This is a genomic window from Micromonospora parathelypteridis (assembly GCF_014201145.1).
Lineage (GTDB): Bacteria > Actinomycetota > Actinomycetes > Mycobacteriales > Micromonosporaceae > Micromonospora > Micromonospora parathelypteridis.
In genome coordinates this window covers 6,305,694-6,320,326 of record NZ_JACHDP010000001.1, presented here as the reverse complement: position 1 = coordinate 6,320,326, position 14,633 = coordinate 6,305,694, and the positions used below count along the sequence as shown (strand labels likewise).

The following is a 14,633-nucleotide window of genomic DNA, read 5'->3' as shown; positions in this document are numbered from 1 at the left end:
AGGTCTGCGTCACTGCGCTATTGTCGGGGCATGACGGATGCCACTCAACGGCCGGACCGGCCCGATCCGCTCGACGACGACCTGGGCTGGATGCTCGGGATCGTCTTTCGTGGCTACGTCCGGGCGGCCGAGCACGCGCTCACCGACTTCCCCGGCGGTCCACGCGGCTACCAGGTGCTCACCGCGGCGGTCAACGGGCCAGCCCGAAACCAGGGTGCGATCGCCGAGGAGCTCGGCATCGACCGCACCGTCCTCACGTACCTGATCGACGACCTGGAGCGGCCCGGGTTCGTCGCCCGTCGGGCGGACCCGGCCGACCGGCGCAACCGGCTGGTCGACGTCACCGACGTCGGCCGCGCCGCCTGGGAGCAACGGCGCCTGGCGCTGCGGCAGGTCGAGTCACACCTGCTGGGGGCGCTCACGTCAACCGAGTCGGCGACGCTGCGGGCACTGCTCCAGCGGGTCGCCTGCTCGGCCCAGGCGGCAGACCCGCTGCGTGACCTCTGCGAGGTGGTGGCGCAGGTGCAGCCGAACCCGGCACCGACGGCGCCCGCTGCGAGCCGGACCGGTGCCGCGGCCGTACGGGGCAGGCGCACCGCCACCCCCCGAGCCGGCCGCCGCCGCAGCACCGACTGACCTCCGGGAGCGGTCGCGACGCGGGAGAAACGCGACGCGGGCCCGCCCGGCTCCGCCCGACATGCGTCGAGTGGTGCCGGACGGACCCGCTGTGCCGCTGTCGCGTCGGATCAGCGCACGTGCACGAACACCGGGTTCGAGTAGAACCACAGGTCGTCCCACGGGCTCTCCAGCCCGTCCGCGAGGGGCTCCGCCTCGTCGGTGCTGGTGCCCCGCACCCGCGCGTAGGTGTCGGCCTCGACGTTGCGCAGGGTGTGCCGGATGACGTAGTCCTCGCCCTGCCGACGCCAGTCACGCGGGCCGAACCGGGCCACCACCTTGGTGGTGGGGTTGGTGTCGGCGTCCAGGTTGGCGCTCGGGCCGGTGATCTGGCCGACGATCAGGTCGACCCGGCGGACCTCGGGGCGGTCGCCGTTGCCGTTCACGCCGCCCAACGGCCGGAACTTGATCTCGATCTCGACATCGGTACGGCTGCGGCGGCTGACCGTGACGGTCTCGCCCACGTTGGCGGTCTTGCCCTGGGACTTGGCGGTGACGTCGAGGTTGCGGATCAGGTCACCGGTGGTGACGAAGATCCGACCGTTGCGCAGACCGTCCATGATGTCGCCGTAGTCCTGGCGGGCGTGCACGTACGTCTTGCTGTACTCACCCGGCCAGAAGTCGGAGCCACCGCGGGTCCAGTGCACGTGCGAGTCCGAGGTCGCGGTGATCCACCAGCGCCGGCCCTCGCCGAGCAGCGAATCCCACAACCCGCCGACCCGCGCGGTCATCTGGTCGAAGCCGCCGTAGGTGGGGTGGTTGCCGTACCCACCCCGCGCGCCACCGTTGAGCGGGCCGGCCTGGTGGCCCGGGGCACCCTCGAAGCCGATGTAGACGTCCGGCGCCGCGTTGTTGCCGTTGCGGAACTCGCGCGGAGTGTCCTGGCCGTAGACGCCGAGGCCGGGCGCCGAGCGCGACGCGTGGTGAGCGATCACCAGCGGCTTGTGCGGCATGTTGCGGGCGACCTTGAGGAACTCCACCATCTTCGCCTCGGTGTCCCGGGCCGGGTCGGTGGGGAACGCGTCGTACTTGGCGAACCGGCTCTCCAGCTCGAAGAGCTGCTTCGCCTCGTCGTCGTGACGCGGAATCATCAGAGTGTGGTGGTCCAGCGACGGCGCGTCGAACTCCATACCCCAGAACTGCAGCACCTCGGGGACCAGCTTGCGCGACCGCAGCAGGTCGGGGTAGGCCTGCTCGATGTTCACCTTCGAGTGGGTCGGTCCACCGTGGTCGGTGCACATGGCCCAGGTCAGACCGAAGTTCTTTGCCATGATGGCGTTGGTGACGATCGGGTAGACCGCGTCCGCGCCCTTGTGGAAGACAATCGGGGACTTCGTGGTGTCGAACTCACCGCTGTACTCGGAGTGGACGTGGTGGTCACCAGCGCGCCACACGCGGTTCTTGGAGCTGCCCCGGTCGCTCGTGTCGTCACCCGGCCGACGGTCCTCGTCGGCCCAGGCCGCGCCGGCGCCGACCAGCGGGCTGGCCGCGGCCAGCGTCGCGCCGACGCCCGCGTACTTGACCAGCTTGCGCCGTGACAGCTGCGCGCGCTCGGTCTCTTCGGGTTGCTTGTCGCTCACGTGAGAGCCTCTCCTCGATCAAGCGAATGCTCTTTCGATCGAGAAGCCTTGGAGAAGGTGGTGAACAGCCGTCGTACGAGGTTCGTGCCCGCGATGAACACCCTGCCCCGCCCGGCCGAAAGACCTGGACGGGGCAGCAGCGGGTCACACCTCGACCGCGCGGAGTGTCCGATCGGGACCGAGCTCGGCCGGTCAGGGCACCGGCCGGATGTCGCGGGCCGTCCGGGCGGCCGACGGGTCGGCGGGCGCGGTGACCACCGGCGGTGCGACATCGACCGCTGGCAGGCCGGCGCGGCCGGTGACCGGAAGGATCAGCTCACTGCGGCCCAGGTCGACCCGGACCGTGGCGTCCTGGTCGTCGGTCTCGGTGAACTCCGGGTCACTTTGACCGAGCACCAGGCCGAGCACGTGCCCGGCGGGCAGCACCGCGTCGTAGGCGTTCAGCGGCACCGTCACGGAGTACCACCGATCCGGTAGCAACGGGGTGCTGAAGCGCAGCGAGCGGTGGTGTGCGGCGTCGCGCCAACCCCGGGTCAGCACCGCGTGGTCGGAGACCTCGGTGATCTCCTCGGTGTCCCGGTAGCAGGCATCGTCGACGTCGGTGGAGGCTCCCCAGCAGGACTCGGTGTCCAGCGTCCGCACCCCTTCCGAGCTGCCGTACCGGAGTCGCTCGGCGGTGCCGTAGTCGACCAGCCGGGCGGTCAGCTCGGTGGTGGGCCGATCCACCCGGATCCGCAGCCGCACCGAAGGGCTGCCGGAAATCCGCAGCGCGGTGGTCAGCGCGCCGGACAGGAAGACCAACCGGCCGCCGGTCGCCGTGCTCGGCTCGGCGACCAACTCGGCCTCGGTCAGTGACTCGTCGACGTACGCACGCTCCTGGCCCGGCCGCGCGCCGCGACCGCCGAGGGTGCCGGTCACGCCGTCGCCGTCGCCGAGGGCGATCCGGACGTCCCGGGTGCCGGGGGCCGGCCAGTCCCGCTGCGTCGTCCAGGTACCCGGAGCGGTCTCCAGGTCGACCCGCGGCTCGTCCATCACCCCGTTGCGCAGACCCTGCAACCAGTAGTCGAACCAGCGGTGCAGGGCGGCGACCCACTCGGCGCGCCGAACGTCGAACGGGTCCTCGTGGCCGGCCTGGTAGAGCCAGAGCTTGCGGGGCACGCCCTCGTCGGCCAGCTCCTGCCACCAGCCGGCGAACTGGTTGGTGGTGACGTTCAGGTCGTTGAGGCCGTGCGCCACGAACACGCTGGCCCGGACCCGGTCGGCCGAGGGCCGGTAGTCGCGCTGCGCCCAGAACCTGTTGTAGTCGCCGGTCTCCTCGGCGCTGTCCGCGCGGAGCCGGGCCAGCACGTCCGCGCAGGCCTCGTCGCCGCGGCCATTGACGTACGAGTGCAGGTAGCCGGGATAGTCGGTGGAACGAAGGACACCCTGGTAACGCATGTAGTCGTACCAGCTGGAGATTGCCGAGATCGGCACGATCGTGGCCAACCCCGGCACACCGGTGGCGGCGACCCCGTTGGCGACCGAGCCATCCCACGACTTGCCGATCATGCCGACCCGCCCGGTGCTCCAGGCAGCGCTCACCGGCCGGCCGTCGGCGGTGAAGGCGCGAGCCCGCCCGTTGAGCCAGTCGATAACCGCCTTGGCGCTGCCCACCTCGGCCGGGCCGCCGACGTCCTCGCAGCCGGTCGAGCGGGCGGTGCCGGCGAGGTCCACGGCGGCGAAGGCGTACCCGCGGGGGACGAAGTAGTTGTCGTAGAAGAGCGGCGCCTTGGCGATCACGCCGGCCGCGTCGTACGTCTTGAGCTCGCTCTCGTTGCCCCGACCACAGCAGAGGTAGTAGGGCGAGGCGTCCATGATGACCGGCACACGGACCCCCGCGGCGGCGGCCTCCCGGGGCCGGACGAGGTCCACGGCCACCCGGTCTCGTACGCCGTCGCCATCGCTGTCGGCGCGGGTCTCGACCCAGACGCTCTCCCTGATCGCGTCGGCGTAGGAGTAGGCAGGGACCGTGTGGTCGCCCACGACGTGCGGCGGAACGGGGCGGTGGCGTGTCGCCGACTCGGCCTGGGCCACGGACACGGGAGAGGCGGCGACCGGGGCTGCGGGTAGCGCCGCCACCAGGATGCCGACCAGGACGCTGGCGACTCGTGCGCGGATGCCGACGGACGACGGAGCAGACGTCATGGGTGTCCTCCCAGGGCGCGACGTGTGGATCACATTCCATCGCATCGATGTCCCTCTTGCCTAGTGCCGATCCCGATGCCGGCCAACGAGCCTACGGCGGGGCGGCCCGGCGGCCTGGTCAGATCCGGGCGCGGGGCAGCCAACCCAGGAATCGGTTCCGGGCCCGGGGCAGCGGCAGCGTGGGCAGGTCCTGGGCGGCGGCGACGAGGCAGGACCCCAGATAGACCGCGAGAGCGGCGCGCGCACCGCCGAACTCGGCGAGCAGTTGACTCTGCTTGGTGGCGCAGGGCCACTCGCGCCCACATCCGGTGCAGGTCCAACTTGGCGCGTTGGGAAGGTGCTCGGGTAGCTTCGCGCGGCGGTAGCGGCCGACGACGCTGTTGTCCGCGCGCACGTCGCGCCGCTGCGGCACGGGGCGTCCGTTGCGATGCGGGACCGGGCGGGCACAGGGCAGGTAACGTCCGACGGTGCCGAGGAGCACGCCCACGCGAATCAGAGCGTCCGGCCCGACGTGGTGGGCCAGCAACGCGGTCATCAGGTAGTGCCCCAGCAGGTCGAACGCCTCCCGGTTCAGGCCGAGGTCACGGCACTGGTCGACGAAGTCCGGTGTGGTCAGAGGCACCCGGTCGTCGAGTGCGCGCCGCAGCACCTCACGCAGACCGGCCCCGAGCCTCTCCAACGCGTCGCCCTCGCCCAGCCCCAGGCTGTCCTCGTCCGCCACCCGGGCCAGCGCCTCTGCCACGGCCAGTCGAACGATGCGGTCAGGATCGCTACTGTCCAAGGTTCACCCCTCCCTAGGCCAGTCACCCGGCGGCGGCCCGGTCGCCCTCCGGCCCCGGGAGATCGTGAATAAGATTTCGCTGTCGACCGCGAGGGTGGCTAGGACAGCAGGCGCAGAACCAGCCGACTCGCTAGTCGGAAAGCGAAGTCGACCTACCGACACATCACTGCGATTCGCAGGACGCCCCACCGATGGTTGTCGTATGGTGACATTCCCATCGACAGATATTGCGTACGTGGCCCCTTGAACGATCAGGCCAGATACGACGCCACTTCGACCGGTCGCTGCCGTCCCGCTCGCGACGTTCCACCGCACCACACCGCCGGCGAGCAATCTGCCGGGTCACCGCCGAGCACCCCGGCACGTCCCGATCTCGCCACCGGTCCCGTTCCACCCACCCGGCGGCACCTTCACCGGACGGAGACAGCGGATGACGTCATCAACAGTGCAGACCAGACACTTCGACAGTTGGGACCCGGTAGCCATCCACGGGTTCCTGTCCACAGCGTATGACCCGAAACTGCGCATCCACAGCAGGAACAAATACCGGTTCACCCATCACAGCGTGGAAACGGGGCCCTTCGCCATGGCGACCGTCCGCCACACCGGGCAACTCGACATGGGAGCGAGCCAACTCGGCGGGCTGGTCATCACACACACCCGCACCGCCCGAATCGAGCGCACCTGCGGCGCATCGGTCAGCCGGTTCGGCCCCGGCGATGTCTACCTCGTCACGAAGCCCGGTGAGCCGTGCAGCGCACGATGGCTGCCCGGCGAGGTGGAGATCTCCGTGCTGGACCTGTCGGTGCTGGAGCAGGTGGCAACCACCGCGCCGACCCGGCGGCCCGGTCGGATCGAATTCACCGACCTGGGTCCGGCCGACGCGCGCCTCGCCCGGCAGTGGCGCCACACCACCAACTTCGTCAGCGACGTCGTGCTGAACAGCCCGGCCGCCAGCGCGCAACCGCTGGTGATCGGCAACGCGGCGCGGATGCTCGCGGCGGCGGCGCTCGCGGTCTTTCCCAACACCGCGTTCACCGAGCCGACCGCCGCGGACCGACACGACGCCAGCACCGCCACCTTGCGACGAGCGATCACCTTCATGGAGGAACACGCCGACCGGGACATCAGCGCGGCCGACATCGCCGGTGCCGCCGGCGTCTCCCTGCGGGCGGTGCAACTCGCGTTCCGCCGTCATCGCGGCACCACCCCGATGGCGTACCTGCGTCGGATCCGGCTCGCTCGGGCACACCACGACCTGGTGCGGGCCGACCCCCGCCAGGAGACTGTCTCGGCGATCGCCAGCCGGTGGGGGTTCGCCAGCCACAGCAGGTTCACCGCCCGGTACCACGCCAGCTACGGCGTGCCGCCGCGCGAGACGCTGCACGCCTGAGGGCCTCGCGCGTGGCGCACGCCTCGGATTTCCCCAACCGGCAATGGAAGCTGGACCTCGCCGAGTGGAACATCGCCAAAGCACTCGCCCCGCTCTGACGCCGCAGCTCGCGCCGGAGGCGCTAGGCCCGGTCGCGCTCGTGGCTGTCGCGGGCGGTCTGCAACTCGGGCACTGAGGCCTCCAGCAGGTCGGCGAGGCCGCGCAACTGCTCGGCGACCCGGGCGCCGAGGGGGGTCAGCGAGTATTCGACGCGCGGTGGGATCGCGGTGAGCACCTCTCGGGTGAGCATCCCGTCGCGTTCGAGGGTCTGCAGGGTCTGGGAGAGCATTCGCTCGCTGACCCCGTCGATGCGGCGACGCAGCGCGTTGAACCGGTAGCGGCCCTCACCGAGCGCCAGCAGGGCGAGCGAGGCCCACTTCGAGGTGACGTCCTCGAAGGCGGCGCGGGAGGTGCAGCCCCGTGCGAAGACATCGCTGACGAGTTCCTGGGTAGGCCCCGCCGGGTGCTGGGACGGCATGTCGCTCACCTCACCAGCCTACCCCACAGTTACCTGCCAGCCGGTGCTGTAGATTCGTAAGTGCCTGCAGATATGCCACTGCACTATCGGAGGTTCCATGCCCACCTATGCCGTTACCGGCGCCACCGGCCGGCTCGGTCGCCTGGTGATCGAGCAACTGCTCGACACCGGCGTACCCGCCGCCGACATCGCCGCCATCGTCCGCAGCCCGGAGAAGGCCGCCGCCCTGGCCGCGCGCGGGGTCGAGATCCGCAAGGCCACCTACGACGACCCTTCGACGCTGCCCGGCGCCGTGGCCGGCGTACGCCGGCTGCTGCTCATCTCCGGCGACACTCCCGGTCAGCGCGTCGCGCAGCACACCGCGGTCATCGACGCGGCCAAGCTCGCCGGGGTCGAGCGCCTGATCTACACCAGCATCCTGAACGCCGACACCACCACGAACCCGCTCGCTCCGGAGCACAAGGCCACCGAGGAAGTCCTCGCCACGTCGGGGTTGGCCTACACCGTGCTGCGCAACAGCTGGTACACCGAGAACTACACCGACCAGCTGCCGCAGTACCTGACGTCCGGCACGATCCTCGGTGCCACCGGGGGCAGCAAGGTCTCCGCGGCGACCCGGGCCGACTACGCTCGGGCCGCCGCGGTGGCGCTGACCCGCGAGGAGGACGGCAACTCCGTCTACGAACTGGGCGGCACCGCGTTCACCTTCGACGAGTTGGCCGATGCGGTCACGGAGGTGACCGGCACCACGGTCGTCCACCAGGACCTGTCCGCCGCGGAGCTGGCCTCGGCGTTGCAGGGCGTCGGGCTCGACGCGGGCACCGCCGGGTTCGTCGCCGCGCTCGACCACTCGATCGCCATCGGTGAGCTGGAGACCGACAGCGACGACCTGAGCCGGCTGATCGGCCGGCCGAGCACCCCGCTACGCGATGCCATCCGGGCCGCGCAGGCCTGACCCGGCCATCGACCACGCTGACACCGGGTGGGCAGCGGGATCCACGTCCCGTCGCCCGCCCGGCGGTCGGCCGTGGCACGCGACTACTCCCCCTCGTCGTCCTCTTCGGTGAGCTCGGCCAACACGTCGGCCGCGTCCCGGTTGCCCCCGTCGGCGAGCCGTCGAAGCTCGCCCACGTCGGCCCGTTCCGCCGCCAACTCGACGAGCTGATCGGCCGCGTCCCGGTCACCCCGGTCGGCGAGACGCCGCAGCTCGTTCATGTCGCCAAGCTCGGTGGCGAGCTCGACCAGCTGGGCCGCCGCGTCGGCGTTGCCGTCCTCCGCGAGCTGGCGTAGCTCCGCCAGGTCACCCCGTTCGCCGGCGAGCTCGACGAGTTGGTCGACCGCGTCCCGGTCACCGTCAGCGGCCCGTTCCCGCAGGCCGGCAAGATCAGAATCTGACATCGCGCACCTCTCACCAGCTCACCCGCGACCATCTCGTCGCTCATCGACGCCCACCGGCCGGTCCCGCTCACCATCGAAAACCTAGACCAGCCGGGGCCGCGCCAGAGGACGGAACAGCCGACACCACCTGGGCGCCGGTCCCGTCAGCCCGCTTCGGACGGCTCGGCGAGCAGCAGACCGGCCAACAGACTGCGCATGGTCCGCCCGAAGAGGTCCGTTCGGGGCGCTGGCGCGGGGGGCTGGCTGAACGCCGCGACCAGGTGCGGGTACGCCGCGAGGTCGGCGCCGGCGAAGCTGAACGCCCCGGAGGCGGCCTCGCTGCGGGCGAAGAGGGTCACCACGCCGTTCATCATCGCGATCGCCTCGAACTTGGCGGTGACAGCGGCGGGCACAGGTTCCAGGATCCGAATGCAGTTGTCGAACCAGGCCAGGCTCTCGGGGCCGATGCCGGACGTCCGGTGAATCACCTCGATCAGCCACGGGTGCGCACGGTGCAGCGCCAACTGCCGGCGGCCCAGCAGCAGCATCGAGTCCAGCCAGCCTCCCTCGGCCTCGGGATACGGCCGCAACTCCCCCACGACCCGATCGGTCATCAGGTCCAGAAGATCGTCGCGCGACGAAAGGTAGCGGTAGAGGGATCCGGCGCCGGTGCCGAGCGCGCCGGCGACAGCGCGCATCGACACCGCGGCAAGCCCTTCGCTGTCCGCCAGGGCGATGGCGGCCACGACTATGGCGTCCCGACTGTGCGTCGGAGCAGGGCCACGGCTGCCGCGTTCGGGCCTGCTCCAGATCGGCTGCCGAGCGGAGTCGCCGTCGCCGGCCCTCGTGGGTGCGTCGCTCACTGATCTACTGTAAACTGCAAACGTCGTTCGCGGTTGTTGTCGTCGCGGAAGGGTGGACGATCATGGAGCGGATCAGCGCACGGGACGGCGCGAGCATCGTGCTGCACTCCACGGGGCACGGGCCCGGCATCGTCGTGGTGCACGGTGGCGGGGTCACCATCGACGTCTACCGCCGACTGGCGACGGCGCTCGCCGACCGGTTCACCGTGCACCTCTACAACCGGCGGGGACGGGCCGACGCACCACCCAGGTCGTTGCCCTACACCTTCGAGCAGGACATCGACGACCTCGCCGTGGTGCTGGAACACACCGGATCCGACAACGTCATCGGCCACAGCTCCGGCGGGTTCATCGCGCTCAAGGCCGCGCTCCGGCTGCCGATCGACCGGCTCGCCCTCTACGACGCCGCGGTCTGCGTCGACGGCGGATTTCCGTCGGCGTGGCTCGCACCCGCCCAAGCAGCACTGCGGGCCGGTGACATCGCCCGGGCCCTCGCCATCACGTCCGCCGGGATCAACCCGCAGATGGCGGCGGGGAAGCTTCCGCTCGGCGTACAGATCGCGATCATCCGCGCGTTCATGCGCACCCGGATCGGCCGGACGATGGGCGAACTGCTGCCGATGACGCTGGACGAGTCGGCGCTGATCCAGGCGCACGACGGCCCAGCCAGCCAGTGGGCCGGGGTGACCGCCGAGGTGCTGCTGACCTGTGGTGCCGACGGCCCGCCCTACTACCTCGATCTGAACGCGGCGTTGGCCCGCGCGCTGCCGCGAGCCCGGACCTTGACGATTCCGCGCAGTGGCCATGACGCCATCAACCGGGCGTACCCCAGAATGGTCGAGCCGCTCGCCGACTTCTTCGCCGCCCCGGTGACGCCGGAGCGGACCAGCCACGCCTGAGCGTTCCCGCCACGCCTGAACGATTCAGCCACGCCTGAGCGGATCGCGCGGGCGCCCACGATCATTGATCTTGGCTAGGCTGGCGGACATGCCCGCCGCCCCCGTGCCCGCCCAGCGAGGTGGGCCGGCGCCGCCCGCGCGGCACCGATCCGGTTGGGCTGACCGCTGCGCCCGGTTCGCCGGGTCGCGCCCGTTCGAGGTCGTCATCGTCGTGGTGATCCTCGCCAACGGCGTCGTCCTCGGCCTGGAGACGTACGACGGCCTGATCCGGGCGGGCACGGCACTGCACTGGCTGGAGCTGTTCTTCCGGGCCGTCTTCGTCGTCGAGATCGGCGTCCGGCTGGCGGCCTACGGCAAGCGTCCGCAGGACTTCTTCCGGCACGGCTGGAACGTCTTCGACTTCGTGGTGATCGCGGCGATCTTCATACCGGGCCTGCACGGCGACCCAGCGCTACTCCGCGTCGTACGGGTCGCCCGCATGGTGCGGTTGGTGCGGTTCTCGCCGGGCCTGCGGACCATCGTCTCCGCGCTGTGGCGCAGCCTGCCGGGCGTCACCGGTTTCCTCGCCCTGGCGGTGGTGACGCTCTACGTGTACGGCATGGCCGGCTGGCTGATCTTCGGCAGCCGGTATCCGGAACAGTACGGCGACATCGGCCGATCCCTGCTGACGTTGTTCGTGCTGCTGTCGCTGGAGACGCTGCCGGACCTCATCGAGCAGGGCATGGAGATCTCGCCGTGGACGCTGCTCTACTACGTCAGCTACGTGATCGTCACCGTCAACCTGCTGCTCAACATCCTCATCGCGGTCATCGTCAACTCGATGGAGGAGGCACGTCGGTTGGAGATGACCGAGAGACTGGCTCCCGACTACGACGAGGACGGCGACGGCGTACCGGACGAGGTGGACCGCATCGCGCTCACCCAGCGGCTGGACGACCTGCGCGCGGTCATCGCCGAGTTGGAGCGGGAGCTGCGGATCGACCGGGACGACGGGCACGGACGGCCCCACCGGGACGGCGCCCGTACCAGACGGTTATCCGACGCTCGCGTGGCGTCCTCCAATTCGGATAGTGTCGACGGCGGTCCCACCCAGTCTGGCTGAAGGGACACCGGCATGACGACCAGTGTCGACACTGCCCAATCCGACACCGATCCCGCCGACAGGCTCGGCACGGTCATCGACGATGTGATCCGCCCGCAGGCCGCGATCGTCGACCGGGAGGGTGCCTTCCCTCGCCAGGGTGTCGACGCCCTCGCCGCGGCTGGCCTGCTCGGCCTGGCCTCCTCGACCGAGGTCGGCGGCGGCGGCCAGGGCATGCGGGCGGTCGCCGAGGTCATCGAGCGGCTGGCCGCCGAGTGTGGGTCCACGGCGATGGTGGTGCTCATGCACTACGCGGCGACCGCCGTCATCGAGGCCCACGGCCCGCGCGAGGTCCGCACGGCCATCGCCACCGGCGGTCATCTCACCACGCTGGCCTTCTCCGAGTACGGCTCGCGCAGCCACTTCTGGTCGCCGACCGGCACCGCGAGCGCCGCCGACGACGGCAGCGTCCGCCTCGACGCCCGCAAGAGCTGGGTCACCTCGGCCGGCGAGGCCGACAGCTACGTCTGGTCGAGCCTCCCGCTGTCCGGCGACGCCGGTCCGATGACGCTGTGGCACGTGCCGGCCGGCAGCGCCGGTCTGAGCGTGACCGGTGACTTCGACGGGCTCGGCCTGCGTGGCAACGGCTCCCGGCCGATGACCGGCGAGGGGATCCGGGTCCCGTCGGCGGCAATGCTCGCGGACGACGGCGCCGGGCTCGACACCGCGCTCGGCGCGGTCCTCCCCTGGTTCCTGGTGCTCAACGGCGCGTTCTGTCTCGGTCTCGCCGACAGCGCGGTCGCCGAGGCCAACCGGCACCTCACCGGGACGACGCTCACGCACACCGGGGCCGCCCTTCGCGACGCGCCGGTCACCCGACGCGACCTCGCCCGCCTGATGATCCGCACCGACGCGCTGCGCGCCTTCCTGGGCGACACCCTCACCGCGCTGGAGACGGGCCGCGACGACGCGATGTTGCGGGTGCTGCAGGTCAAGGCGCTCGCCGGCGAGACGGCCGCCGACGTCACCGATGGCGCGATGCAGCTCTGCGGTGGCAGCGCGTTCCGCAAGGAGCTGGGCCTTGAGCGCCGTTTCCGCGACTCGCGCGCCGCTCGGGTGATGGCGCCGACCACCGACGCCCTGCACGACTTCGTCGGCCGGGTCGCCACCGGGCTGCCGCTGCTCGACGAGGCCAATCGCTGATGTCGGCGCCAACCGTCCTGATGGGCGCAGTCGCGTACGACCCCAAGGTGGTGACCATCTGGGAGGGCTTCCGCGCCTGGCTGCGCGGGCGAGGCCTGGACTTCGACTTCGTCCTCTACTCGCACTACGAGCGACAGGTCGAGGATCTTGTCGCCGGGCGGATCGACGCCGCGTGGAACTCGCCCCTGGCCTGGCTACGGGCCGAGCGGCTGGCGGCTGCCAACGGCACGGCCGTCCGCGCGCTCACGATGCGCGACACCGACCAGGACCTCACCTCGATCGTGGTGGTCCGCGCCGACTCGCCGGTGCGGCAGGTCGCGGACCTCGCGGGGATGGTGGTCGCCGTCGGCGCGGTCGACAGTCCACAGGCGACGCTGATTCCGCTGGGTCACCTCGACGCCGCCGGAGTCGAGGTCGACGTGCGGCGGTTCGACGTCGGTGTCGGCCTGCACGGCGACCACATCGGCGGCGAGCGGGACGCGGCCCGCGCCCTGGTGGCCGGTGAGGTGGACGCCGCCTGCATGATCGATGCCAACCACCTGGCGTTCGTCCAGGAGGGCACGCTGCCACCCGAGGGCACCCGGATCATCGCGCAGACCGCCCGGTACGACCACTGCAACATGACGGTCCGGGAGCCGGAGTCCGCCGGGGTCCAGCTCTTCGGGACGCTGCTGCTCGGCATGTCGTACGCCGATCCGCAGGTGCGCCCGCTGCTCGACCTGGAGGGGCTGACGGCCTGGAAGGACGGCCGCACCTCGGGGTACGACCTTCTCGCCAGGGCGGTCGACGCCGCCGGGTTCTTCTCGCCTGACGGGCGGGTGACGGCCACGGACTATCGGCCGTGAGCACGGCCCCGGCCGCCGACGTCGAGGTCCACCTCGGCGACCTGGGCTTCGGCCGGGGAGCGCATCTACTCGTACAGCGCGCTCTGGCCGGGCTGCCGCCCGGAGGCCGGGTGGCGGTCTCCGGGCGTGACCCGGCGCTGCCCGTGCACCTGCCCGCCTGGTGTCGTGGCCGGGGGCATCGGGTCGAATGGCCGGACCTGGGCGACCGGAGCGACCTGGTGGCCGTCGTCGTCCGGGGTACGGCGGATGACGACCGCTGGTTCGGCGCGGAGCGGGCCGGGCCCGCCCTTCCGTCGGCACTCAGCAGCCGCCCACCGGCGCGGTGGGGGCTCGGCGCCCGGGGGGCGCTGCTCGAAGCCGGTGGTCCCGAGGCCCGGTTCGACCTGGACGACCGCGACCTGGTGTGGGCCGACGTCGCCCCGCACCTGTACGCCCAGGCGGCCGCACGACAGTGGGATCCGCAGACCGCGGTGCCGTGGGACGATCCGTTCGCGCTGCCGGCCGATGTCGAGGCCGCGGTGGTGCAGGTGATGACCTACCTGGTCGAGAACGAGCAGGCCGCGCTCGTCGTACCGGCCCGGTTCGTGGGGCGCATCCACCCGCACTTCCGTGAGGTGGTGCAGCTTCTCGCCGTGCAGATGGCCGACGAGGCGCGGCACATGGAGGTGTTCAACCGGCGTGCGCTGCTGCGGGGCGCCGAGCTGGGCACGTCGTCGGCCGGCGGCCGGCAGTCGCTCTTCACGCTCGTCGCGGAGTCCGACTTCGCGCTGGCCTCGTTCCTGCTCTCCGTGCTCGGCGAGGGCAGCTTCGTCGATCTGCTGTCGTTCCTGCACCAGAATGCCCCGGACCCGGTGACCCGCCGAGTCTGTTGGCTCGCCATGCAGGACGAGCGCCGGCACGTGGTGTTCGGCATGGCGCACCTGGAGCATCAGGCGCAGCTCGACCCGCGGCTGCGGGATCGGCTGCGGGCGGCGATCCACCGCCGCCACGACGCGCTCGCCGACACCGCGGGCCTCAACGCGGACGTCTTCGACGCGCTGGTGGTGCTCGCGGCGGGTGGCTGGCATCCCGACGACGTGTCCACCGGCTTCGACCGGGTGCAGGCTCTGCAACACGCGATGGATCAGGGCCGCCAACGCCGACTGGTACGGCTGGGTTTCCGCCCCGACGAGGCCGCCGCGCTCTCCGCCCTGCACACCCGCAACTTCATGTAGGGAGCTGTACGGTGGAACGGC

Annotated in this window: 14 protein-coding genes; 8 read left to right on the top strand and 6 right to left on the bottom strand. The window is 71.2% G+C overall.

The window, feature by feature from the left end; genetic code table 11:
• Positions 1-30: 30 nt before the first annotated feature.
• Positions 31-636 carry a MarR family winged helix-turn-helix transcriptional regulator gene (locus tag HNR20_RS28345; RefSeq protein WP_184186058.1) on the top strand — a complete coding sequence of 202 codons (606 nt, stop codon included), beginning with the start codon at positions 31-33 and terminating at the stop codon, positions 634-636.
• 110 nt (positions 637-746) lie between these two features.
• On the opposite strand, the gene HNR20_RS28340 is transcribed toward HNR20_RS28345, so the two are convergent.
• The 3 genes from HNR20_RS28340 to HNR20_RS32510 all read right to left on the bottom strand — a co-directional run bounded on the left by HNR20_RS28340 (position 747) and on the right by HNR20_RS32510 (position 5,220).
• Positions 747-2,255: a CehA/McbA family metallohydrolase domain-containing protein gene (locus HNR20_RS28340; RefSeq protein WP_184186055.1), complete on the bottom strand. Its 1,509-nt coding sequence runs from the start codon at positions 2,253-2,255 to the stop codon at positions 747-749.
• A 192-nt stretch (positions 2,256-2,447) separates the two neighbouring features.
• Positions 2,448-4,439 carry a Xaa-Pro dipeptidyl-peptidase gene (locus HNR20_RS28335; protein ID WP_184186052.1) on the bottom strand — a complete coding sequence of 664 codons (1,992 nt, stop codon included), beginning with the start codon at positions 4,437-4,439 and terminating at the stop codon, positions 2,448-2,450.
• 118 nt (positions 4,440-4,557) lie between these two features.
• Positions 4,558-5,220, bottom strand: a complete 663-nt coding sequence (locus HNR20_RS32510) for a hypothetical protein (protein ID WP_229687266.1) — start codon at positions 5,218-5,220, stop codon at positions 4,558-4,560.
• Between the two features lie 565 nt (positions 5,221-5,785).
• On the opposite strand from HNR20_RS32510, the gene HNR20_RS32805 reads away from it, so the two are divergent.
• A complete protein-coding gene (locus tag HNR20_RS32805; protein ID WP_184186049.1) occupies positions 5,786-6,613 on the top strand; it encodes a helix-turn-helix transcriptional regulator in 828 nt (275 codons plus the stop codon).
• A 121-nt stretch (positions 6,614-6,734) separates the two neighbouring features.
• Here HNR20_RS32805 and HNR20_RS28320 read toward each other — a convergent pair whose 3' ends face one another.
• Complete coding sequence (locus tag HNR20_RS28320; RefSeq protein WP_184189177.1) at positions 6,735-7,130, bottom strand: winged helix-turn-helix transcriptional regulator; 396 nt, start codon at positions 7,128-7,130, stop codon at positions 6,735-6,737.
• 97 nt (positions 7,131-7,227) lie between these two features.
• Here HNR20_RS28320 and HNR20_RS28315 point away from each other — a divergent pair, with 97 nt between their 5' ends.
• Positions 7,228-8,085, top strand: a complete 858-nt coding sequence (locus tag HNR20_RS28315) for an SDR family oxidoreductase (protein ID WP_184186046.1) — start codon at positions 7,228-7,230, stop codon at positions 8,083-8,085.
• An 83-nt stretch (positions 8,086-8,168) separates the two neighbouring features.
• Here the strand turns inward: HNR20_RS28315 and HNR20_RS28310 are convergent, their stop codons facing one another.
• Positions 8,169-8,528 (bottom strand): hypothetical protein, encoded by a 360-nt coding sequence (locus tag HNR20_RS28310; RefSeq protein ID WP_184186043.1) that lies wholly within the window; start codon positions 8,526-8,528, stop codon positions 8,169-8,171.
• Between the two features lie 143 nt (positions 8,529-8,671).
• A complete protein-coding gene (locus HNR20_RS28305) occupies positions 8,672-9,370 on the bottom strand; it encodes a TetR/AcrR family transcriptional regulator (RefSeq protein WP_184186041.1) in 699 nt (232 codons plus the stop codon).
• A gap of 62 nt (positions 9,371-9,432) precedes the next feature.
• Between HNR20_RS28305 and HNR20_RS28300 the strand changes: the two genes are divergently transcribed.
• The 5 genes from HNR20_RS28300 (at position 9,433) to HNR20_RS28280 (ending at position 14,612) form a co-directional block, all read left to right on the top strand.
• A complete protein-coding gene (locus HNR20_RS28300; protein ID WP_184186037.1) occupies positions 9,433-10,269 on the top strand; it encodes an alpha/beta fold hydrolase in 837 nt (278 codons plus the stop codon).
• An 88-nt stretch (positions 10,270-10,357) separates the two neighbouring features.
• Positions 10,358-11,371 (top strand): ion transporter, encoded by a 1,014-nt coding sequence (locus tag HNR20_RS28295; protein ID WP_184186034.1) that lies wholly within the window; start codon positions 10,358-10,360, stop codon positions 11,369-11,371.
• Positions 11,372-11,383: 12 nt separating this feature from the next.
• Positions 11,384-12,553, top strand: a complete 1,170-nt coding sequence (locus HNR20_RS28290; RefSeq protein WP_184186031.1) for an acyl-CoA dehydrogenase family protein — start codon at positions 11,384-11,386, stop codon at positions 12,551-12,553.
• Positions 12,553-13,398 (top strand): phosphate/phosphite/phosphonate ABC transporter substrate-binding protein, encoded by an 846-nt coding sequence (locus tag HNR20_RS28285; RefSeq protein WP_184186028.1) that lies wholly within the window; start codon positions 12,553-12,555, stop codon positions 13,396-13,398. Before HNR20_RS28290 ends, HNR20_RS28285 begins: the two co-directional genes overlap by 1 nt.
• The gene (locus tag HNR20_RS28280) at positions 13,395-14,612 is read left to right on the top strand and encodes a ferritin-like domain-containing protein (protein WP_184186026.1); all 1,218 of its coding nucleotides are present in this window, start codon (positions 13,395-13,397) and stop codon (positions 14,610-14,612) included. The genes HNR20_RS28285 and HNR20_RS28280 overlap by 4 nt, the downstream gene beginning before the upstream one ends.
• Positions 14,613-14,633 lie beyond the last annotated feature (21 nt).